This window comes from Xenorhabdus griffiniae (genome assembly GCF_001028135.1).
Classification (GTDB): Bacteria; Pseudomonadota; Gammaproteobacteria; order Enterobacterales; family Enterobacteriaceae; genus Xenorhabdus; species Xenorhabdus bakwenae.
Map to the genome: position 1 here is coordinate 1 of NZ_LDNM01000028.1, position 22,240 is coordinate 22,240.

At 43.2% G+C, this 22,240-nt stretch carries 16 protein-coding genes; 4 read left to right on the top strand and 12 right to left on the bottom strand.

Features of this window, described 5'->3' with window-relative positions; translation table 11 throughout:
• Nucleotides 1-177 precede the first annotated feature (177 nt).
• Nucleotides 178-600, bottom strand: coding sequence for a GNAT family acetyltransferase (locus tag AAY47_RS07450; protein ID WP_047768426.1), 423 nt, complete (start codon nt 598-600; stop codon nt 178-180).
• Nucleotides 601-740: 140 nt separating this feature from the next.
• Here AAY47_RS07450 and hemF point away from each other — a divergent pair, with 140 nt between their 5' ends.
• From hemF to AAY47_RS07470, 4 genes are all read left to right on the top strand, one after another.
• Nucleotides 741-1,649, top strand: a complete 909-nt coding sequence (gene hemF, locus AAY47_RS07455; protein WP_047768524.1) for an oxygen-dependent coproporphyrinogen oxidase — start codon at nt 741-743, stop codon at nt 1,647-1,649.
• Between the two features lie 248 nt (nt 1,650-1,897).
• Complete coding sequence (locus AAY47_RS07460) at nt 1,898-2,971, top strand: M4 family metallopeptidase (protein ID WP_047768429.1); 1,074 nt, start codon at nt 1,898-1,900, stop codon at nt 2,969-2,971.
• 229 nt (nt 2,972-3,200) lie between these two features.
• Nucleotides 3,201-4,259: a M4 family metallopeptidase gene (locus tag AAY47_RS07465; protein WP_047768431.1), complete on the top strand. Its 1,059-nt coding sequence runs from the start codon at nt 3,201-3,203 to the stop codon at nt 4,257-4,259.
• A 281-nt stretch (nt 4,260-4,540) separates the two neighbouring features.
• The gene (locus AAY47_RS07470) at nt 4,541-4,762 is read left to right on the top strand and encodes a protealysin propeptide domain-containing protein (protein ID WP_047768433.1); all 222 of its coding nucleotides are present in this window, start codon (nt 4,541-4,543) and stop codon (nt 4,760-4,762) included.
• 248 nt (nt 4,763-5,010) lie between these two features.
• Here the strand turns inward: AAY47_RS07470 and der are convergent, their stop codons facing one another.
• The 11 genes from der to AAY47_RS07525 all read right to left on the bottom strand — a co-directional run bounded on the left by der (nt 5,011) and on the right by AAY47_RS07525 (nt 22,162).
• Nucleotides 5,011-6,507: a ribosome biogenesis GTPase Der gene (gene der / locus AAY47_RS07475; RefSeq protein ID WP_047768436.1), complete on the bottom strand. Its 1,497-nt coding sequence runs from the start codon at nt 6,505-6,507 to the stop codon at nt 5,011-5,013.
• A gap of 160 nt (nt 6,508-6,667) precedes the next feature.
• Entirely contained in the window at nt 6,668-7,840 is a 1,173-nt protein-coding gene (bamB, locus tag AAY47_RS07480; RefSeq protein ID WP_047768437.1) for an outer membrane protein assembly factor BamB, read from the bottom strand.
• 16 nt (nt 7,841-7,856) lie between these two features.
• Nucleotides 7,857-8,477 (bottom strand): YfgM family protein, encoded by a 621-nt coding sequence (locus AAY47_RS07485; RefSeq protein WP_047768439.1) that lies wholly within the window; start codon nt 8,475-8,477, stop codon nt 7,857-7,859.
• Between the two features lie 14 nt (nt 8,478-8,491).
• Nucleotides 8,492-9,769 carry a histidine--tRNA ligase gene (gene hisS, locus AAY47_RS07490; RefSeq protein ID WP_047768441.1) on the bottom strand — a complete coding sequence of 426 codons (1,278 nt, stop codon included), beginning with the start codon at nt 9,767-9,769 and terminating at the stop codon, nt 8,492-8,494.
• Between the two features lie 103 nt (nt 9,770-9,872).
• The gene (gene ispG, locus AAY47_RS07495) at nt 9,873-10,994 is read right to left on the bottom strand and encodes a flavodoxin-dependent (E)-4-hydroxy-3-methylbut-2-enyl-diphosphate synthase (RefSeq protein WP_047768443.1); all 1,122 of its coding nucleotides are present in this window, start codon (nt 10,992-10,994) and stop codon (nt 9,873-9,875) included.
• Nucleotides 10,995-11,085: 91 nt separating this feature from the next.
• Nucleotides 11,086-12,036: a cytoskeleton protein RodZ gene (rodZ, locus tag AAY47_RS07500; protein ID WP_047768526.1), complete on the bottom strand. Its 951-nt coding sequence runs from the start codon at nt 12,034-12,036 to the stop codon at nt 11,086-11,088.
• Between the two features lie 116 nt (nt 12,037-12,152).
• Nucleotides 12,153-12,515 (bottom strand): fimbrial assembly protein, encoded by a 363-nt coding sequence (locus tag AAY47_RS07505; protein ID WP_235428314.1) that lies wholly within the window; start codon nt 12,513-12,515, stop codon nt 12,153-12,155.
• Between the two features lie 128 nt (nt 12,516-12,643).
• Nucleotides 12,644-13,822 carry a bifunctional tRNA (adenosine(37)-C2)-methyltransferase TrmG/ribosomal RNA large subunit methyltransferase RlmN gene (locus AAY47_RS07510; RefSeq protein ID WP_047768448.1) on the bottom strand — a complete coding sequence of 393 codons (1,179 nt, stop codon included), beginning with the start codon at nt 13,820-13,822 and terminating at the stop codon, nt 12,644-12,646.
• A 221-nt stretch (nt 13,823-14,043) separates the two neighbouring features.
• Nucleotides 14,044-14,472: a nucleoside-diphosphate kinase gene (gene ndk / locus AAY47_RS07515; protein ID WP_047768450.1), complete on the bottom strand. Its 429-nt coding sequence runs from the start codon at nt 14,470-14,472 to the stop codon at nt 14,044-14,046.
• 295 nt (nt 14,473-14,767) lie between these two features.
• Complete coding sequence (gene pbpC / locus AAY47_RS07520; protein ID WP_047768453.1) at nt 14,768-17,101, bottom strand: peptidoglycan glycosyltransferase PbpC; 2,334 nt, start codon at nt 17,099-17,101, stop codon at nt 14,768-14,770.
• 57 nt (nt 17,102-17,158) lie between these two features.
• Entirely contained in the window at nt 17,159-22,162 is a 5,004-nt protein-coding gene (locus AAY47_RS07525; RefSeq protein ID WP_047768455.1) for an alpha-2-macroglobulin family protein, read from the bottom strand.
• Nucleotides 22,163-22,240 lie beyond the last annotated feature (78 nt).

Here is a 22,240-nt window from a genome sequence, read left to right on the forward strand (position 1 = left end):
ACAGGTATTACAAGCAGGATTTTCTAACCTGAATGTTATTTGATCATTCATGCGGTTGCCCTGTATACCTCCCCGCTGCGCGGGGAAATATAACACGTATCTTGAAGTTGGATTGGTATAAATAGTATGCTTCTATTCAGCCATTTCATTAGCGTGTATATTTATATCACGATCCATTTAATCAATAATCAATCGTTTGCTAAACATGACATTTTCTTGGCCCAAATAATCATATTCCATTTTTTCACACATGCAGATTGTTGCATCATTTTCTTCTGGAACCACAATCAAAATACCAGGGCAACCTCTGGCCAATAATTTTTTTTCCAGGCGGGAGATCAATGCATTGGCGATCCCTCTGCCCCTGAATTCAGGATGGACTCCCAGATAATAGGCATGACCACGGTGTCCATCATAACCGCCCATCACTGTACCAACCACTTCTCCCGCAACTTCAGCAACCAGAAATAAATCAGCGTCATGGGTGAGTTTGCGCTCAATATCTATTTCTGGATCATCACCAGAGTTAATCAAATCACAACGTTCCCAAAGTGTGATAACGGCTTCAAAATCGTCTTGCCGAAATACCCGAATTTCCATAGTTAGTCAGCCTATTTAATAAGCAGTTGAATCAATGTTAATTATCACTGCTTTTATTTTGGAATCAATCTGAAAATGCGTTTACTGATACTAGCAGGTATACTGCGGAACTTCGTAAACTAACCAAAATGAAAGCAGAAATGAATACACCTAATTTATATCAAGTTAAGAATTTTTTCCTCTCATTACAGGAGCACCTCTGCAAGCAGCTAGAGCAACTTGATGGTCAATCAACCTTCATGGAGGATTGCTGGCAACGAGAAGCAGGTGGTGGTGGAAGAAGCCGTGTGTTGACGGAAGGTAAGGTTTTTGAAAAAGCCGGGGTGAATTTTTCACATATTTCTGGTGCTTCAATGCCCGCTTCTGCTACGGCTCATCGTCCTGAGTTAGCAGGGCGCAGTTACCAAGCAATGGGCGTTTCTCTTGTTATTCACCCACTTAATCCCTATGTCCCAACCAGCCATGCCAATGTCCGTTTCTTTATGGCTGAAAAAGAGGGTGAGCCTCCTGTATGGTGGTTTGGCGGTGGCTTTGATCTTACGCCTTATTATGGTTTCGAAGAAGATGCTATTCATTGGCACACCGTTGCCAGAAATTTATGTCAACCGTTTGGCGATGATATTTATCCCAGATATAAAAAATGGTGTGATGATTACTTTTTTATTAAACACCGTAATGAACCACGTGGCATTGGTGGTTTGTTTTATGACGACCTGAATACGCCTGATTTTGATACCTGCTTTAATTTCACGCAAGCTGTCGGAAATGGATTCCTATCTGCCTATTTACCTATTGTAGAAAAAAGAAAAAATTTAACCTGGGGTGAGCATGAAAGACAATTCCAATTATATCGTCGAAGCCGCTATGTTGAATTCAATCTTGTTTGGGACAGGGGAACGCTTTTTGGCCTGCAAAGCGGTGGAAGAACTGAATCCATATTAATGTCTATGCCTCCATTAGTGCGTTGGGAATATGGCTACTCTCCAGAAAAAGACTCTCCTGAATCTGAATTATATACTTCATTTCTGATAAAAAAAGATTGGGTATGACAATTCAAAACAGGAATACAAGACAATTTCTTTATTCCTGTTTTATTCCTTATTTATAAAAAATCAACCTAAAACAGATGGGTTATTTGTCATAATTCTGATAAAAATATTTATTATTTTTCATTAACAATACCCTGCCATAAAAAGTCAATACTTACACTAATGACTCGCCTATTCATTACAGCTAGTATTCAATCCGGGCCCGAAAAAAACGAATACAACATCTAACAACAAAATAGGGTATTATGATGAGCAATAATCAAACCAACATATACAGCTTAATCCCTCCATTTGTTCTGGAAAATATCTCTGATGATTGTGATACATATACTAATCAATATGTATTAAAGACATTAGATCATGTTTATCAATTGATGAGTACGCCTGCTGAAGAAATTATTTCTCAACAGAATAAACAAGAAACTAAAAAAGAGGTGAACGATAAACCGCATCGCACTATCTATGACGCTAAAAATAAAGAGGAATTCCCAGGGGAAGAGTTATCTCGCAGTGAAGGTATGCCAGAGAGTTCAGATGATTCAGTTAATGAGGCTTATGAGTATATTGGTAAGACTCATGAATTCTATAAAAAAATTTTCGGGCGTAATTCTCTTGATAACAAAGGAATCAAGTTAGTTGCTACCGTACATTATGGAAAAAATTATCTGAATGCATTCTGGACCAGAAAACAAATGATATTTGGTGATGGTGATGGAAAATACTTCAATCGTTTTACCTCTGCCATTGATATTATCGCTCATGAGTTAACCCACGGTGTTATCGAAAGCGAAGCGGGACTGGATTATATCTATCAGTCTGGTGCACTTAATGAATCTATCTCAGACGTATTTGGTATTATGGTAAAACAATATGTTAATAACCAAAAAGTCGATGAATCCAATTGGCTATTGGGCCAGGGTCTACTGGGGCTAAAATTTAATCCAGAAAATAAATCCGAGGTTGGCTTACGCACCTTTATTAACCCCGGAAGCGCATTTTCCGGCGATAAGCAAGTAGGTCATATGGATCTATATGAAGACCTTCCCTTCATCATTGATAATGGCGGCGTTCACATACATTCAGGCATTCCTAACAGGGCATTTTATTTAGTGGCGATGGCGTTGGGAGGCTACGCCTGGGAAAAAGCAGGAAAAATTTGGTATGAAACGTTACTGGACAAACGTCTATCTTCAGATGCAGATTTTGAAGATTTTGCCAGACTGACGATTGATAATGCTGAAAAATTATTCAGCAAGAAAACGTCAGATATTGTTAGTCATGGTTGGAAAGAAGTTGGTGTTCCACTTTCCGAAGATAAATGAAATTACCATTAACAAAATACCAATTCATATTTTATGCAGTAGCATTAAGATAATCCTAAAATAAATAATAAAGGGTTAATCACAACCCTTTATTATGTTTATAAATTAATATTTCAGATCCCAACAAAAACACCTCCCATTAGTAGAAAATATTATCATTTAGATTAATAATTAATTAAAGTCCCTAGAGATAAAATATGCACAACACCTAAAAGCCGGGGGTATCATTATGCGGAATCATCAAGGTAAATTAAATAAATCTGGCATCATCCCACCATATTTATTGGAATACGTTGTTAAAATTTGTGGCCAAACAGATAAAGCATATATATTAAAAACATTAGATCATGTTTACAATCTAATGAATAATCCTGATGAAATGGATATATTAATTCATGGATATCGGCCAGGTTTTGACAATAAATTAAATAGAACTATTTACAATGCTGAATATAATGATAAATATCCAGGACATAAATTAATTTTATGCGAAGGCATGACTGTAATTGATGATATTGTAGCCACCGAGGCTTATAATTATCTTGGTAAAACATATGAGTTTTACAAGGAAATTTTTGGCCGTAATTCTATAGATAACAAGGGGCTTAAATTAGTTGCTACTGTGCATTATCAAAAACACTATATGAATGCATTTTGGGATAATAATCAAATGGTCTTCGGTGATGGTTATGCCCCTTATTTTAACTGTTTCACCTCCTGCATTGATATTACTGCGCATGAACTCACTCACGGAGTCACTGAAAGTGAAGCAAACCTTGATTATGCCTATCAATCGGGTGCATTAAATGAATCTATCTCAGATGTATTCGGTATTATGGTAAAACAGTATGCAAACAACCAAAAGGTTAATGAATCTGATTGGTTGATAGGTCAGGGAATATTTGGCCCGGCACTTAATCAGGACAATGACCCTAATGTTGCCTTGCGCTCATTCAAAAATCCTGGAACAGCAAATCCGAAAGATAATCAAGTTGGTCATATGGATCAATATCAGGATTTATCCGTCAGAGATGATAACGGCGGTGTCCACAAGTATTCTGGTATTCCTAATAAGGCATTCTATTTATTGGCAACAGCGTTGGGAGGGTATTCTTGGGAGCAAGCTGGAAAAATTTGGTATCACACATTATTAGATAAACGATTATCCCATAAAGCCAGTTTTAATGATTTTGCACAGCTAACCGTTGACAATGCTGACACATTATTTGGCAAGGAAATTTCAGATATTGTGACTCATTCATGGAAACAAGTCGGAACTTTACTCTAAAAATTGTAATACCTCTCTCATCATTCAAGACCAGGGAAGGTCTTGATTACGTTTATATATTTATCCTTAATTTAATTAAGCTAATCATCTTATCCCGCCATGCCATATCATAAAAAAATTTACATTTTTAGTAGTGACTAACATGGTTAGTTTGGCTACTATTCATATTCGGCCAAATATACACCAACACCATAACATAAACATAACATAACATAACATAACATAACATAACATAACATAACATAACATAACATAACATAGATACAAAATAAGGCATTATCATGAGTAATAATAAAGCAATAAAACAAAATATAATCCCCCCTTATTTATTGGAGTATCTTGCAAAAACCTGTAATGCTAATGACAAAGAGTATGTTTTGAACACATTAGATCATGTCAATAAACTCATGAAGCAATCAACCAAAGAAGAGGCCTTAAACTCTGAGGATGATCCTTTATTGTATAAAAACAGAAAAAATCCTGAACCAGAAGATAGCTATTAATTATCAGGAAATTAACGTTACCCTCTGATTTTCATGATTTTTTATATAACAAAAAAGAAATACCGAAATTAATAAAATTAAATATACAGTAGGTTCATTGATAAACTTGAAATATTTTAAAGCTAATTAGCTTAATTCTTAAAATTATTTCTATCTGCTCTGTTTAATAATGGCTAAACTATGCTTTAAATACAGGAATAATAAAGGGCTAGGAATAGCCCTTTATTTATATTAATATTTTTAAACAATTACCGTTTTTTCATATGTTCCATTAAACGTTTACGTTTACGGAGCTGAGTTGCTGTTAATGTATTTTTCTTATCCGCATAAGGGTTAGCCCCTTCTTTAAATTGGATGCGGATAGGTGTTCCCATCACTTTCAAAGAACGACGGAAATAATTCATCAAATAACGCTTATAGGAATCAGGTAAATTTGTTACTTGATTACCGTGGATAACCACGATAGGTGGGTTATGGCCACCCGCATGGGCATATTTCATTTTCACCCTACGACCACGGATCATTGGCGGCTGGTGATCATCTTCTGCCATGCGCATTATACGAGTCAATAAGGAAGTACTAACGCGGCGGGTTGCACTTTCATAGGCTTCCTGAATTGATTCAAATAAATTCCCGACACCACTACCATGTAGCGCGGAAATAAAGTGAAGACGGGCAAAATCAACAAAACCCAAACGCAGCTCAAGCATATCTTTGACATGATCTTTGTCTTCCTGACTCATACCATCCCATTTGTTGATGGCGATAACCAGAGAACGACCACTGTTAAGAATAAAACCAAGCAGAGAAAGATCTTGATCAGAAATGCCTTCACGGGCATCCACTACCAGTAATACAACATTGGCATCTTCAATCGCCTGGAGCGTTTTAATCACAGAGAATTTTTCAACTGTTTCAGTGACTTTTCCACGCTTACGAACGCCCGCTGTATCAATCAGAATATATTCACGGCCATCACGCTCCATGGGAATATAAATGCTGTCACGGGTCGTACCTGGCAAATCATAAACGACAACACGCTCTTCACCGAGGATACGGTTGGTTAATGTGGATTTACCCACATTAGGGCGGCCAACAATCGCAAGTTTCAGAGGCAAGGTTGTGGGATCAAATGCCTCCTCCTCTTTTTCCTGTTCAGCAGAAGCCTCCAATTCGGCTTGCTCCATTTCGGCCCAATAAGCTGCGTTTGCTTCTTCTTCCGTTAATTCAACGTCTTCTTCTGTTTCTTCTTTGTCAGAAAACGGCAACAACACACGTTCAATCAGTTGTGTTACCCCCCGGCCGTGAGAAGCCGCGATGGAATAAACATCCCCTAAACCGAGTGAATAAAACTCAGCTACCGAGATATCAATATCGATACCATCGGTTTTATTCGCCACCAGAAAAGTTGCTTTTTCACGGCTACGCAAATGCTTGGCAATCGCATGATCAGCAGGCATCAATCCCGATCTGGCATCAACCATAAATAGAACAATGTCCGCCTCTTCTATGGCCATCAGGGATTGCGTAGCCATATGCGTTTCTACTCCCTCTTCCATACCATCGATACCGCCCGTATCAATGATGATGAATTCTTGCCCTTCAACCTCTGCCCGTCCATATTTACGATCACGGGTTAAGCCAGGGAAATCCGCTACCAGCGCATCTCTGGTTCGGGTTAATCGGTTAAATAAGGTGGATTTTCCAACATTGGGGCGCCCAACCAGCGCAACGACAGGTATCATTTTCTTGATGCCTCATGACTAGATTTAAATCGATATCCTGCTGAAAGTGACGTCTCAATATTGTTCACCACAGCAAGATACAAAGAGTCTAAAAAGACGAAACGGCCCCTGTTATTGTCCAGGAGCCGTATAATTCCGTGTTATTTAAACACGCACGAAGTTAGCGGGTATACAGATAAACTGTCCCGTCCTTCGCTTGTAGCATCAGTTTATCGCTGGCAACAACCGGACGACTCAACAGGCCGGAACTATCAACCTTATTCTGCGCTACAAATTTGCCATCAGCCATATTCAACCAATGCAAGTAACCTTCAGCATCACCAACAACCAGATAGCCATTGTACATTTCCGGTGCCGTCAGGTTACGGTGCATGAGATCATTTTGCGACCATAGTGTCACACCATCACTCTTGCGCAGGGACAAGATACGGTCATCTTGATCAACAATGAAAATATTGCTGTCAGTGACCACCATATCATGCACCGATCCCAGATCACGTTTCCAGATGATCTGGCCTGAACGCATATCCATTGCCACCAAATTGCCGTTATAAGCAATCGCATAAATAACATTGTCAGAAATGACCGGACTCATATCGACATCATTCAGGCGATCTATTTCGGTAGAACCTGTTACCTGAGAAATACGCTGTTGCCAAATTAGTTGCCCCTCAGACAACAGCACCGCACTAATACGGCCATTGTCACCACCTACAATCGCTGCACCATAGGCTACGGCAGGAGCGGATTCACCACGAACGGACAACGAAGGTGTCTCCATATTAACTGACCAGGCAATACTACCATCGGTTTCGTTTAATGCCTGCAACATACCATTGCCGGTATGAATCAAGACAAAACCATCACTCACTACAGGACGGGACAACGCTTCGCCAGCAACCGTCGATTCCCATTCAACCTTACCGTTCGTTGTATCCAGCGCGATGACTTTTGCTTGTTCTGTTCCGACATACAGACGATCACCGGATACAGTCAAACCACCAGAAAGCAGCGCTGGCAAACGGGATGACAATAAACCTGCTTTTTCTGACAAATCCGTTGCCCATATCTCTTTGCCGCTGTCTATATCAAATGCTTTGACAACACCATGACGGTCAGCAACGTAAGCGGTTGAACCCTGCCAGGTTGGTGATAAATGAGAGTAATACTTCCCCGTACCACTCCCAACGGACTTATCCCAAACGATACGAGGTTTGAATTGATTTTCAACCTTCGGTAACGGTGACATTGTTACCGTATCCTGTTCACTTGAACAACCTGCTAGCAGAACAGAAGCAACCAGCCCAACCAAGAGTGTTTTTCGCAGCTGCATTATGAAGTTGGCTCCCTTAGTTGGATAAATTATTAAGTTTGATTTTCATAAAATCCTTAATTACCTGCGGGCCATCAAGTCCAAGCCCTGTGGAATAGGCTGCACGTGCACCAGCAATATCCCCTTTTTTAGCCAGAATATCCCCACGAATATCCTCAACCATAACCTGCCAGCCTTTGCCTTTGACCAAATCCAGCGTTTTCAATGCAACATCTGTTTTATCTTCCGCTAATTGAACCCGAGCCAGACGAAGGTTAGACAATGCCTGCATGTTTCCATCTTTGGCTTTACCGGATGCCGCTCGCAAATTTTTCTCTGCCTGAGCCAGATCATTCTGAGCAATAGCCTGTTTTGCCAGTTCCAGATCAGCCATAACACCGTAGACATTGTCTGTCTCATTAGCGAACTTTTCTACGGCAATAACATTTTCTTTCGACCCCGACGCCAGTGATTTGTTCAACTCTTCAAATACTGCGGCCGTATTATACAATTGGTTGGTTTGATGAGACTGCCAGTAACGCCAACCCAACAAAACACCAACACCTAGCACCAGACCAACAGCAAGGTATTTACCGTTAATAGCGAAAAAACGCTTGATCGCGTCAACTTGTTCAGTTTCTGTGGTATAGACTTGCACTAGAGTTTCTCTCCTTAGCCTAACAGTTCGCTCAAACGCGCTGCGACCGCTTGTTGTGACAACGTTTCTTGTTCACCGTTGCGTAAATTTTTCACTGTAATATTGCCTGCCTGAATTTCATCTTCTCCCAGGATCAAGGCAACTTTGGCACCGTGCTTACTCGCACGCGTCAGCTGTTTCTTAAAGTTACCACCGCCATGATTGGTCATCAGACGTAATTCTGGCAATTGATCACGGATTTTTTCGGCCAATATTAATGCCGCTTGCTGGCTACCTTCACCAAAGGAAGAGAAATAGACATCGGCAACAGCCAAATCAGCAACAAAGTCAGGATTGACTTCCTGCACCAACAGGACCATACGTTCCAGGCCCATGGCAAAACCAACTGCGGGTGTTGCCTTACCGCCCAATTGTTCAACCAAGCCATCGTAACGACCACCCGCACAGACGGTTCCCTGTGCCCCCAACGCCGATGTCACCCATTCAAAAACAGTACGGTTGTAGTAATCAAGGCCGCGAACCAGACGCTGGTTGATGCGGTATTTGATCCCTGCACTATCCAGTAGCTGACACAGTCCATCAAAGTGCTCTTTTGACTCGCTATCAAGATAATCAAACAGCTCCGGTGCATCATTCAGAAGCTGCTGAATTTCAGGGTTTTTAGAGTCCAATACACGCAATGGGTTGGTATACATGCGGCGTTGACAATCTTCGTCCAGTTTCTCTTTATGCTGTTCAAGGTATGCCACCAGCGCCTCACGATAATTGGCACGGGCTTCTAATGAACCAATTGAGTTCAATTCAAGTGTAACGTGATCAGCAATGCCAAGCTCGCGCCACCAACGTGCTGTCATTAAAATAAGTTCAGCATCAATATCTGGCCCTTGTAAGCCAAACACTTCAGCCCCTAACTGATGGAATTGACGGTAACGGCCTTTTTGGGGGCGCTCATAACGGAACATCGGCCCGATATACCATAAGCGCTGTTCCTGATTGTACAGCAGACCATGCTGAATACCGGCACGGACACATCCTGCGGTATTTTCTGGGCGCAGGGTCAAACTTTCACCATTGCGATCATCAAAGGTATACATCTCTTTTTCGACCACATCAGTGACTTCCCCAATTGCACGTTTGAATAACGGGGTCTGCTCTACAATCGGTGTCCGAATTTCGCTGAAACCGTAACCTGACAGCACACGCTTCATCGTAGATTCAACTCGTTGCCAGATGGCCGTTTCAGCAGGAAGGCAGTCATTCATGCCACGAATAGCTGGGATATTTTTTGTCACGTTTTATCTCTTATTAATATTTATACAATGCCAACGATTATAAAAGCGAATACTTGCAAGGTTCAATCTGCAAGCAAATCTATATGCTTATATCCCCAATAAACTACTCATCAAGCTGAGTGATGCCGATTCGGTTCTTAACATCGAGGATAGCGGCCTTCGCCCGAATTTTCGCCTCAAGTTGATCAATCAAGTTGTTATTGTCAAAACGCTCTTTTTGACGAATGCCATCTTCATAAAAGCCGCTTTTTGTTTTCGCCCCCGTTACGCCAAGCGTTGAAACTTCTGCTTCTCCCGGACCATTCACGACACAGCCAATGATAGAAACATCCATCGGGGTGACTAAGTCTTCAAGACGCTGCTCAAGGGCATTAACCGTACCGATAACGTCAAATTCCTGGCGTGAACACGTTGGACAGGCAATGAAATTAATCCCCCGTGAACGAATACGCAATGCTTTCAGAATATCAAAACCGACTTTAACTTCTTCCACGGGATCTGCGGCCAACGAAATACGCAGTGTATCGCCAATTCCTTCTGACAACAAAATACCAAGGCCAATTGAAGATTTCACCGCACCCGCACGGGCTCCACCTGCTTCCGTAATACCCAAATGCAGCGGTTGATCAATTTTTTGTGCCAGTAAACGGTATGCCCCAACCGCCAGAAAAACGTCAGAGGCCTTAACGCTCACTTTAAATTGGTCGAAGTTCAGGCGATCAAGAATATCCACATGACGCATTGCCGATTCAACCAACGCTTCTGGTGTGGGTTCACCATATTTTTCCTGTAGATCTTTTTCCAGTGATCCACCATTAACCCCAATGCGAATTGGAATATTATTGTGGCGGGCGCAATCCACAACCTGACGAATACGATCTTCATTACCAATATTGCCAGGATTGATGCGCAGACAGTCAACACCATATTCCGCAACTTTCAGGGCTATGCGGTAATCGAAATGAATATCGGCAACAAGAGGGACATTGACTTGCTGTTTGATGGACTTGAACGCTTCGGCTGCATCCATTGTTGGAACAGACACCCGAACGATATCAACACCTACACGCTCTAACGCGTTAATTTGATTGACTGTTGCTTCAACATCAGTTGTTCGTGTGTTAGTCATTGATTGCACTGCAATCGGTGCGCCATTCCCGATAGGCACATTACCGACATAAATCCGTGTAGACTGACGTCTTTTTATCGGTGATTCAATATGCATTTTTACATTACTCCCCTACATCCCTGTATTTTTGTTTATAAGAATGACAACTATGCTGTGGTGAATAATTTGGCCAAAACAGTTAAGGCATTTATTTCAGAGTCAGTTTAGCCGTGACGCCTTTCTTCACGAAGGAACTTAGATCCACGGGTTTTCCCTGAAACTGAACCTTAACCTTAGCGGGGGCGCCAATATTCACCAAATAAGGTAAATTACCGGAAAGTTTCAGGCTATCCCCTTTCTTTTTTATGCCACTAAACAACACTTTACCTTTAGCATCTTCGACTGCTAGCCAACATTCACCGCTGAAATCTATCACTAATTCACCGTTGTTCGCCGTGCTGATACTATTTACATCAGTCGATGAGGGACTCACAACAGCACTATTTATCTCTGCATTGGCAGCAGTAGCCGTATTTTCTGGTATTGCATTGGTTGCAGGCTGATTGGTTGCTGTGGATACCGGCGCACTGGAAGATATGGGAGCATTGCTGTTTACTTCTGTGCCATTTGCCTCTGCCAACAATGTTTTTTCCTGGAAAACATCAGATTGAGCATTAGTTTCAGAACCTGTTACCTGATTATTCTGGGCATTTGATTGTGTGGACATTGAAGACAGTTCTGTTTGTTGTACTTTATAGTTCTGCCACCACCACAGGAATGTCATTCCCAACAACACAACAATAACAGCCCATGTTATTTTCATTAACCAACCGTCGCGTTTCTTGCGTTTTTTCCCCGCTGAAAAACTTTGCATGGGGGCCGTTTTTATGTCCCTGGAAGGTATCTGTTTATCCAGGGTACTCAAGATTTCAGTTTCAGGCACCTGAACCAATTTTGCATAGGCGCGAATATATCCACGAAGGAATGTTGGTGAAATATTTGACGAGATATTATCTTCTTCAATATCACGAACAGTGGACAGTTTAAGACACAAGCGATCTGCCACAGTTTGCTGAGAAAGCTCATGTTTTTCACGAGCCTGACGCAAAATCTGACCTGTTGTCAGATTGGCTTCTTCTGGATAAGTTTCAGTCTTCATTAGCAAGGGATACTGGTACTGTTCTGGGTTAAAGAATTTACACAAATTAAATGAACAGAACATATCATTTAATTTGTGTAGCGAAATCATCTAAATACTGCGTTGGACACAGAAAATCATTTATCACAGCGATAATGGCCTGTGTTACTTTTCATACTTTTCATGATCAACTGTTCAGCCTTTTCATACTGCTTTTGCTCACAAAGAAAAATATGGTAGTGATGTACTACGGTATCACTTTCAGCCGCATACTGCATAGCCATTCTATAATGCTGACTGGCGGTTTCCGGGCGACCTGCATATTGTTCATGCCGTGCCATGCCTAAATGTGCCTCTGAATGATGAGGTTCCGCCAGCAGAATTTTTTGAAAATGATATTTAGCGGCCGATAAATTTCGTTCCGTCAAATAAGCTTTCCCTAGCTGCAATCGTGTATCTATGGCAACAACCTGATGAGCGCGATGCGTTGATTGTTCCACACACCCCGTTAACAGGCCAAAACAAACTATAGACCAAATTATTGATTTCCGTATCATACCATCTTCATTTATAAGGATATGTTAAAATTTGCCAAATTTTCGGCCATTAATCGATATTAAACAAAAAATTAGACTGTTTTTACCTGAATAGGTTCACCTGCAAGACGTTTTTTCATGGTTCGCTTGGTTCTGTCAATGACATCACCGGCAAGCTGCCCACATGCTGCATCAATATCATCTCCCCTCGTTTTACGCACGATGGTTGTAAAACCGTATCCCATCAGGACTTTAGCAAAACGATCGATGCGGCTGTTTGAGCTGCGTCCATAAGGTGCCCCCGGGAACGGGTTCCACGGGATCAGGTTGATCTTGCTGGGAGTATCTTTCAGGCATTCGGCCAACTGATGGGCCTGCTCAACGCTGTCGTTGACATGATCAAGCATCACATACTCCACCGTAACCCGCCCCTGATTAGCATTGGATCTTGTCAGGTAACGACGTACTCCTGCCAGAAACTCTTCAATATTGTACTTACGGTTAATAGGCACAATTTCGTCACGAATATCATCAGTGGGTGCATGCAAAGAAATGGCCAGTGCAACATCGATCATATCCCCCAGTTTATCCAGTGCAGGGACAACACCAGACGTTGACAATGTCACACGACGTTTCGACAGACCGAAGCCGAAGTCATCCATCATAATTTCCATTGCTGGCACGACATTATTCAAATTAAGCAGTGGTTCTCCCATTCCCATCATCACGACGTTGGTAATGGGACGACGACCACTGGATTTCAATGATCCTATAATCTTGGCGGCGCGCCAGACCTGACCAATAATCTCGGAAACTCGCAGATTGCGGTTAAAGCCCTGTTGAGCCGTAGAACAAAATTTACACTCTAAAGCACATCCCACCTGAGATGAAACACACAGTGTCGCGCGATCATCTTCTGGGATATAAACCGTTTCAACCTGTTGATCACCGACAGTAATCGCCCATTTGATAGTGCCATCAGCAGAGCGTTGCTCTTCGGCAACTTCGGGTGCTTTGATTTCAGCAACTTGTTGCAATTTTGCCCTGAGCACTTTGTTAATATCGGTCATCTGCTCAAAATCGTCATAGCAATAATGGTAAATCCATTTCATGACCTGATCGGCACGAAAAGGCTTCTCTCCCATATCGACAAAAAATTGACGCATTTGTTTACGGTTAAGGTCGAGAAAATTGACTTTACCGTTTTTCTTTTCAGGTGTGACAGATACGGCGGAAGTTGCAAGTGGTACGGTTTCGTTAAGTTGGGACATTGTTACATCGCCTCGTTGTTACACTTTCGGCTCTATGCTGATCTGATTTCAGCATTAAGTTTTCATGCGGTGACTGCCAATTCAATGATCATTCTCTCTTTTAATCAGAGCCATATTGAATGGACATTGAAATAAAATAATAAACGCCCCGCTGAACCAAATCAGTGGGGCGCATCATTGTACAAACTTTACTGTTTATATGCTACATGCAGCGAAAAACGTTAGCAGCGAGGGAAAATTTCATCATCACTGAAAAAATAAGCAATTTCGCGGTTTGCAGATTCAATCGAGTCTGAACCGTGAACGGCATTTTCAGTAAAGCTGTCTGCATAATCTGCACGCAGAGTACCTGCCAAAGCATTATCAGGATTAGTCGCACCCATCAGATCGCGATGACGTTGAACGGCATTTTCACCTTCCAGAACCTGTACCATTATTGGGCCAGAGGTCATGAATTCCACCAGACCATCAAAGAAAGGACGGCCTTTGTGTTCAGCATAAAAACCTTCCGCTTGTTCGCGAGTTAAATGTAGCATTTTGGCCGCGATGATTTTAAATCCTGCACTTTCAAAACGGGCATAGATAGAACCGATAACATCTTTCTTCACGGCATTGGGTTTAATAATGGAAAAAGTACGTTCAATTGTCATTGAGTAACCTCTTTGGCACTTTCAGCGATGATTCATTTTAATTTTTATGCCCCAGAGGGGCAACTCTACCCTGAATCTGACAGGGATAAAATAGGCGTTGATTATAGGAGGAGAGTTTCGGCTTGCCTACAAAAAACATAACATTTCATTAAGACTTTCTTAGCGAAAATATCATTTTTTAGCATAAATCACATTTCCGCTTATATTTCCCCGCTGTGCAGGGAAATGTAACACGCATCTTGACGTTGGAGGGACATATCTTGTTTACTTTCATCAGAGACTATAAATTTTCCTGTTACTTCAGCACAAAATTGATTGCGCTAACCTGCCCCCCCAAATCTAAAACACTAAGTTGGTATTTTCCTGATTGTGATAACGTCTCGCTCCAGGGTTGATTATTTTCTGTCACGGCCACTTGTTCACCATTCAAAAACCACCATTGCTTGCCGCTGCCTCCTTGTGTTGTGAGCCGCAAATCCAGGCTTATTTTCCCTGGAATACGCTTCAACACCTCTCCTTCCCGTACACCAATAATCAATAATGGTGCTACCTCCGTTTTTATGGGCGGACATTGTGGATTAATAAGAGGCAGCCGATTTGCCCGGCGCTCTCTAGCCGGTAGCCAGGCTTCCAGTGAGATTGGCCATAAGCTTATGGTTTCAGGATGAGCATCCGAGCAATCAGGAGCAACACGCAAGCCATACTTATCTAACCAAATCGGCTCGTTAATGCCTGAAATACCTTCCTGCTCTATAGCGGAGAGTGTCGGGGGAATAGTATTATCCAAAATCCAGCTTAAGCGCTGTTGCCGGCAGTTATTACTGCCCTGAGGCAGGACAGTACCACTCGGCCAGCAAATGGTTGCCTGAGTGACGCGGGCAGGGCGGGGATCAACAGGAATGTGCATTGGACTATAACGCAAGCTCTCCATTAATAAGTTATTGATTTGGTTCATGATCGGTATCGCCGTAGCATACCCAGACTGACCAATAACCGGCGTTCCATCGGGTCGGCCGACCCAAACCCCGAAGGTATAACGAGCGTTCAGGCCAATTGCCCATGCATCCCGATAGCCATAACTTGTGCCTGTTTTCCATGCCAGCGGAACACGGGCAGGCAGAATATCATCAGGCTGAGGACGTCCCTCACCGGCCATAATTCTTCTGACAATCCAGGCTGCCCCGGCAGAGAACAATTGCCTGTCCCGTATTTTTTGTTGCGGTGTAAAGCGCAGTGGAGATACTTTTCCCTGACGGGCAAAGGCACTGTAAACCGAGACCAATTCGTCCATTCGAGCAGCTGTCCCTCCCAAGATAAGGGATAAGTTGGGTTCACTGCCCAACGGGAAACGTAATTTCATTCCTACATTGCGTAAATTAGCCGTGAATCGCTTCGAACCATAGGCTTCAAGAAGCTGTACAGCGGGTAAATTGAGCGATCTTACCAATGCCTCACTGGCACTCACCGGCCCGTTGAATCCACGGTCAAAATTACCCGGTCGATAATCATTAAAACGACGGGGAACATCCTGCAATAAAGACTCTGCGTGAATTAATCCATCATCCAACGCCATAGCATATAAAAAAGGTTTCAGTGTCGAGCCGGGTGAACGCCATGCACCGACCATATCCACATGCCCAAAGCGACTGTTATCCTGAAAATCGGCGGAACCAATATAGGCTTTAACAGACATATCGGTGTGATCCACCACTAATACGCCAATTGAAGTTTTGCCCGCCAACTGATATTTCCAGTTAAGCACCATATCTTCTAATTGGCGTTGCAAACCGATATCAATGGTCGTTTGGATCACTTCCGCCTGATTTTCATTTGCCATTCGCCTCGCCAATAATGGCGCCAGATGAGGGATCTGACGTGGAGCCAGCCAGATATTTTCTTCCTTAATATCAGCCACTTTCTTCTCTGACCAAACATGATATCGCGCCAATCGCTGCAATACTTTGTCACGCGCGGCTTGTGCCCGTTCCGGGTAACGATCAGGCCGTAATCGGCTGGGCGCTTGTGGTAAGACAGCCAATAATGCCGCTTCTCCGGCTGAAAGTTCTGACGGTGATTTCCCCAAATAAGCCCAACTTGCCGCCCCTACCCCCTGTAATGTTCCACCAAATGGCGCACGGTTCAGGTACATCACCAAAATTTCATCTTTTGAATAGTGCCATTCCAGTTGCAATGTGCGCCAAAGTTGTTTGAATTTTCCGGTAAGGGTTCGTGAGTGTGGCTCAATCAGTCGGGCGACTTGCATGGAAATAGTACTGCCCCCTGACACTATTTTTCCTGCACGAAAGTCTTGCCATGCTGCCCGCAAAAGAGAGATTGGGTTGATGCCCGGATGCTTATAAAACCAGCGATCTTCATAAGTCAGTAATGCCTGAAGGTATTCAGGAGAAACTTGATCTAATGTAACAGGGTAACGCCAGACTCCTTCGCGGTCAGCAAAACGCCATAACGGTGATCCATCAGCCCCCACGACTACTCGTGTCATTTTGACGTTATGTATTGGCAACGGCCAGATTTTATCTGCCAGCCACAGGACGGCGGGAAAAACGAATAAAATGACCAGAAACAGCGCCAAAATAATTTGATGCTTGCGAAAAGGTGATTTTCTCATTAAAGCCGTATCCGAAGTGAAACAGCCCCTACCTTCCGAAATAGGGGCAAACGATGATTAGCGGACAACTTCCAGTCTTGAGTCTGTTTTACCCACCGCCCGCCAGTCAGGGACATACATGGATTCAACCTGTGGTGCCGGTACTTGATAAATACCAGGTGTAACCGCACGAGCCAAATACAGTAATGTCACTGGGGTATAAGATGGCACAGCAACAGCGGCAACAAAACGATCATCGCGGTATTCGATATGGCGGATATCCGCATCCTGCATTTCTTCAACAGAATCGGTCAACCCCGTCGCACTTTCATCCAAACTGGCACTGCGGGTCGCCAGATTTTGATTCTCTATCTCTAATCCGGCGGGTAATAAATCAACAACCAATGCATCTGGCACTGGTTGGGTTGCGCTGATCTCCAGCCTCACGGCAACCATTTCACCACTTCTCATACGCTCGATAGAGGCAGGACGGCTTTCCAGATCAAGGTAAGTACGCTTAATTTTCAGAACATTTGAGTAAGGGGCAGGAGTATTCAGTGGATACCCGACGATATTCAGGCGTGAATACAGGGTACTGTCGCCACGATTGCTGATATCCACACCTTTTAAAAGCTGGCTTGCCGTTAACGTTTCGGTTAACGCACTGTCACGGTTAAGTGGTGGCGTTTGCTGATTAATTACCGCTCTCCACGGTTGTTCAGTCGCACTGATAAAGTAACGTCCGGCCAGATACAGCGAATTACTTTCCTGAGTTGAGAAATAACGGCGGCCTGACAACTCATTGGATAAGTTGAGCAGCTTCTCATCACGCTCTTTTTGCAACATCTTGTGCTCTGTCAACAGAGCAACAATCAGTGCGTTATCACGGATAACACTGCCATAGTCCCCCAGCCCATAACCCGGTTTGCGGGGTTGATTAATTCCCAGATAAACAGCTTCATCACCCCGGGTATTATCTCCCATCATTTTCAGTGCGATACCCAATTGAACCAAAGATAAACCGTTTTCAGCCTGCTTCCGACGTTCATAGAGTTGCCTCAACCCACTCAGCGGTGCTTTTTGCTGACCGGCCAGAACCAGACCAGCATAAGCCTGCACAGAAAATTGTGTCGCTAAACCTGAACCACTGTAACGATCACTGATGATGGTTCTGTCTTGTAGATAACGTAATAAACGGTTATTAGCTGCTTTCAGGGCATCGACAGGAACGCTGTAACCCTGCTGGGTTGCACGGAACAGAAAATCTGTCGCATAAGCCGTCAGCCAAAACTCTTCATTACCATTACGGTTCCACAATGAAAAGCTGCCATCATAACGCTGCATACTGAGCAGATGGGTAATTCCCACCTCAATGGCCTTCCTGCGCTTTTCGTCACTTTGTGTATTAATACCCAGCTTTTTCAACTCAGCTTCATTGGAATAGAGTGATGGATAAAGCCCGCTCACTGTTTGTTCCAAACAGCCATAAGGATAAGCGTACAATTCACGAATATAACGGGCAATTTGCAATGGTGGCCGACTGGTCAGCAATAGCTGCCCTTCTGTTGTTTCTGGTGCCAGACCTGCAATGGCTGACGGGGGTAATTGCCAGCTTTGCCCTTGATGGATCACGTCAGAAAACGAGATTGTTTTGGCTGGATGAGCAGGACGAACACCGATTTTCCAACTATTTCTATATTGCGTCCGTTTTTCATCGGGCAGATCCAAGCCATTAATCTTCAAGAAAACTTCACCTTGCCCAAATCCATGCTCTGCTTTAACCGGAATTTGAATGGTTGAACGTTTCCCTTTTTCCAACACGAGTTTTTTGCTCGTCACGCCCTGTAATTTAATTAATCCCTTCGCAGAGAAACTCAATGTCAGGGTTTGAGGCTGCTCTGTTAAGTTAGTGAGATCCAACGACAATTGGGATTTATCGCCCCCTGCCATAAAACGAGGCAATGACATTTGCGTAATAACCGGTGCGGCGATAATAATTTTACGCTCACTGTGACCGAATTTATCATTATTCCAGGCTTGAGCCATCAACCTAAGTTCTCCGTTGAAGTCAGGAATAGACAAGGTCACTTCGCCTTCACCATTGGCGTTCAGGGTGACGGGTTTAGCCTGCTCTGCGATAATTTTGACTACCGTTAGCGGCTTTTTACCCCCTCGTTCCAGATCATCATTACTACCATCTCCTCCAAAGCGTAGATTGGCCTGTCGTCCCTCGGCTTCAATCAGATGACCATAAACATCATATTGATCAACGCCATAACGTTTACGACCAAAGAATGCTTCATAAGGATCGGGGGTCTTAAAGTCTGTAATGCTTAACACGCCTGTATCTACGGCTGAAAGCAGAACATTAACCTGTTGCGGCAGTTGTTGCCCTTGTTGAGGCGTTACTTTGATTTTAACTTTGAGATCCTGATTTGGACGCATCTTATCGGGTGCATTTAAGGCTACGTTTAATTTACGTCCTTCATCCATCAGAGGTATGTGCAATACACCGATTGCCCGCTTAGGTGTTGCCTGACGGGATTTATCACCGGGACGCACAACAACGGCAGTGAGATACAGATCATGACGGGCCCATGCCTGATTCATTGGAATTTCAATATCCAGCCCTTTTTCCGGGACGTCTATCTTTTGCCACCATAATGGCCCATCACTAGATTCCACCAGCAAATAACCTTTACCTTGTTGTGGTGCAACCAAACGCACTTGCATTTTTTCGCCTGGTTTATAGGCAGGTTTATCCAATGACAATTTAACCTGATCCGGACGTACAGCCCCCGTCCCTCCGGTATTATCTTGCCATGAATAACCCGCCCAGAAATTCAGGCTGGTAACGAGCTGATTTTGAGGGTTAACAACTTCAATACGATAAGACCCAAAATCCACAGGGAAACTGACTTTAGCTGTTCCATTTTCCGCAATCTGGATATGTTCATCGTCCATAACCAAATCTTTCTGGTCATAATCCGAGTTCCAACCGGTATCGTCTGACCAACGCCAATAGTAATCACGCCGTTCATATATCAGACGCGCTCTTAAGTCTGGTGCCGCATATTTTTTACCGCTGGCATTTGCATACACTATTTCAAATTCGGCCAGTGAGTGTTCATCCACACTATAGCGATCTTCATCACGATCGGTACGGTAATTATAAATGCCCTTTTTGTTGAAAAGAGGACGTATGCCAACCAATTTATCAGCCGGCCAGATAGCTTGTTCAGCACGGCGTGTCACTGGACGTCCACCCGATTCCAGCAAACTGGCCTGTACAACAACGGTTGCCGGAGATGCCATTGACTTCCAGTTATCCTTGCTGACAGAAAGGTTCGTCTTCCCTTCACTATTTAGGGTAAGGTCAAATTCATCCAGTGCCCGTCGCAAATCGGTTTCTTTTGCAGAACCAAATTCGTATCCCGATAATTTCGCCACAGCATGTCGGGCAGGACGCAGAAACAATTGCCCCTGCAAGCGATTATTAGCGGCAGGCGCACCGTACAGGTAACGACCCGTTATAGCAAATTCAACATTTTCATTAGTCAATATCGGCTGATTATTAACATTTCCTTTGATCTCCAGCGCCATCCGTTCAGGCATGAAATCTTCAACATTAAATTTGTAATAGCGCGGTGTCTTATCTCCTAAATCAAATCGCAGTGACCACATTCCGGTTTCGGCTTCACGAGGGATCAGGTAATGGTATTGGTATAATCCGTTTTCCGCTTGCCAAACAAAACTATGGACAACCTGATTATCCGCTTTTAATACATCCACCTTAACGGGTTGTGATTTTAACGGGTGGCCATCAGCATCACGCAGTAAGCCATTAACGATCAACGTTTCTCCTGGCCGATAAAGATCCCTGGGTCCAAATACAAAAAACTGCTTGCTATATCCTTGCGGCCCACCAATATCAAATTCAGAGAGATCTAAGGCCGGTGAGTTCAAATCAACCATGCTGGTATGTCCACCCTGGATAGCCAGCAATAGTTTAGCTTTGTTATTTTTTTCCAGAGAAGCATGCCCGTCACTGTCTGTCGTCGCTTTTGCCACGAGTTGTCCTTTCGCGTCCAACATGCGGATCTCAACACCTTTCAGGCCAGAGCCTTGCCCCAAAGATTGGGTGAATACATCAACCCTGTTCAGATAACGGTGCACAGAAACACCAATATCGCTCAGTGTGAACAGCGTAACCGGATTACTAGACGTATATTTTCCCGCCTGCTGCATGACTGCCAAATAAACCCCATTTTTTTGCAGTTCTTTGATATTACTTAAGGGCAGTAATATTTTTTCGCGGGTATTGGCGGTAGGGTTGAGGTCAAAACGTCCAGTGTAGACTAACTCCGTGTCTCGCAGTAATTCCTCGGAATCCCAATCGTTCATATTACTGCTGTATTGCCAATTGGCGATGAATTTAGGTAAGGCACCTTCCTTAATCTGGAAAAAATTGACATCTACGCTATCAACATTAAGAGCCAGAACAGGTAATCCTTCTGCTGCTTTGCCGGGTAACAATAGCCCCCTGCTGGCAAACCCAACGGTAGGTGTAATAGACGCGGTATCAAGCTTTTTCTCATAAGCTTTCATCAATTGACGCTCATTGATACCTTTTATGCCCGCGTCAACCGTCAGCTGTAACTTACGAGCAGGCGGCAAATGACGTAACCTGAGTTCCATCTGATTATTGGAAAGTTCCCACGCACCATCCAGCTTTCCCGATTTAACATCAACAAGATGTACCTTTTGAGAAAAATCCTGATCAGGTTCCAAAGGAACAGAAAACGTCACGACCATTGCACTGGCGCCATCCAATTGCAGCTCGGAAGCATCTAAGATAGTGACATCTTTACCCGCATAGCGTTGTGCCGATATTTTGGTTTGTGCATTATTCGAAGCTGTGTCCTCTGTCGATTGCACAACTTTATTTTTTGATGCTTCTGATTTCGTTTTTTCAGATTGATCGCAGCCAGCTAATGCAAGAAGCGAAAATAAGATGGCAAACAGCACGACCCGATATTGTTTTCTCCATGCCACCCATTGCTGCCATTGATATTGATACATAACCATAATCCTTATCAATTTACCGGATATACCGAGATATTATTTTTTGGGTATTTACTATGGTACTTCTTGTTTCGC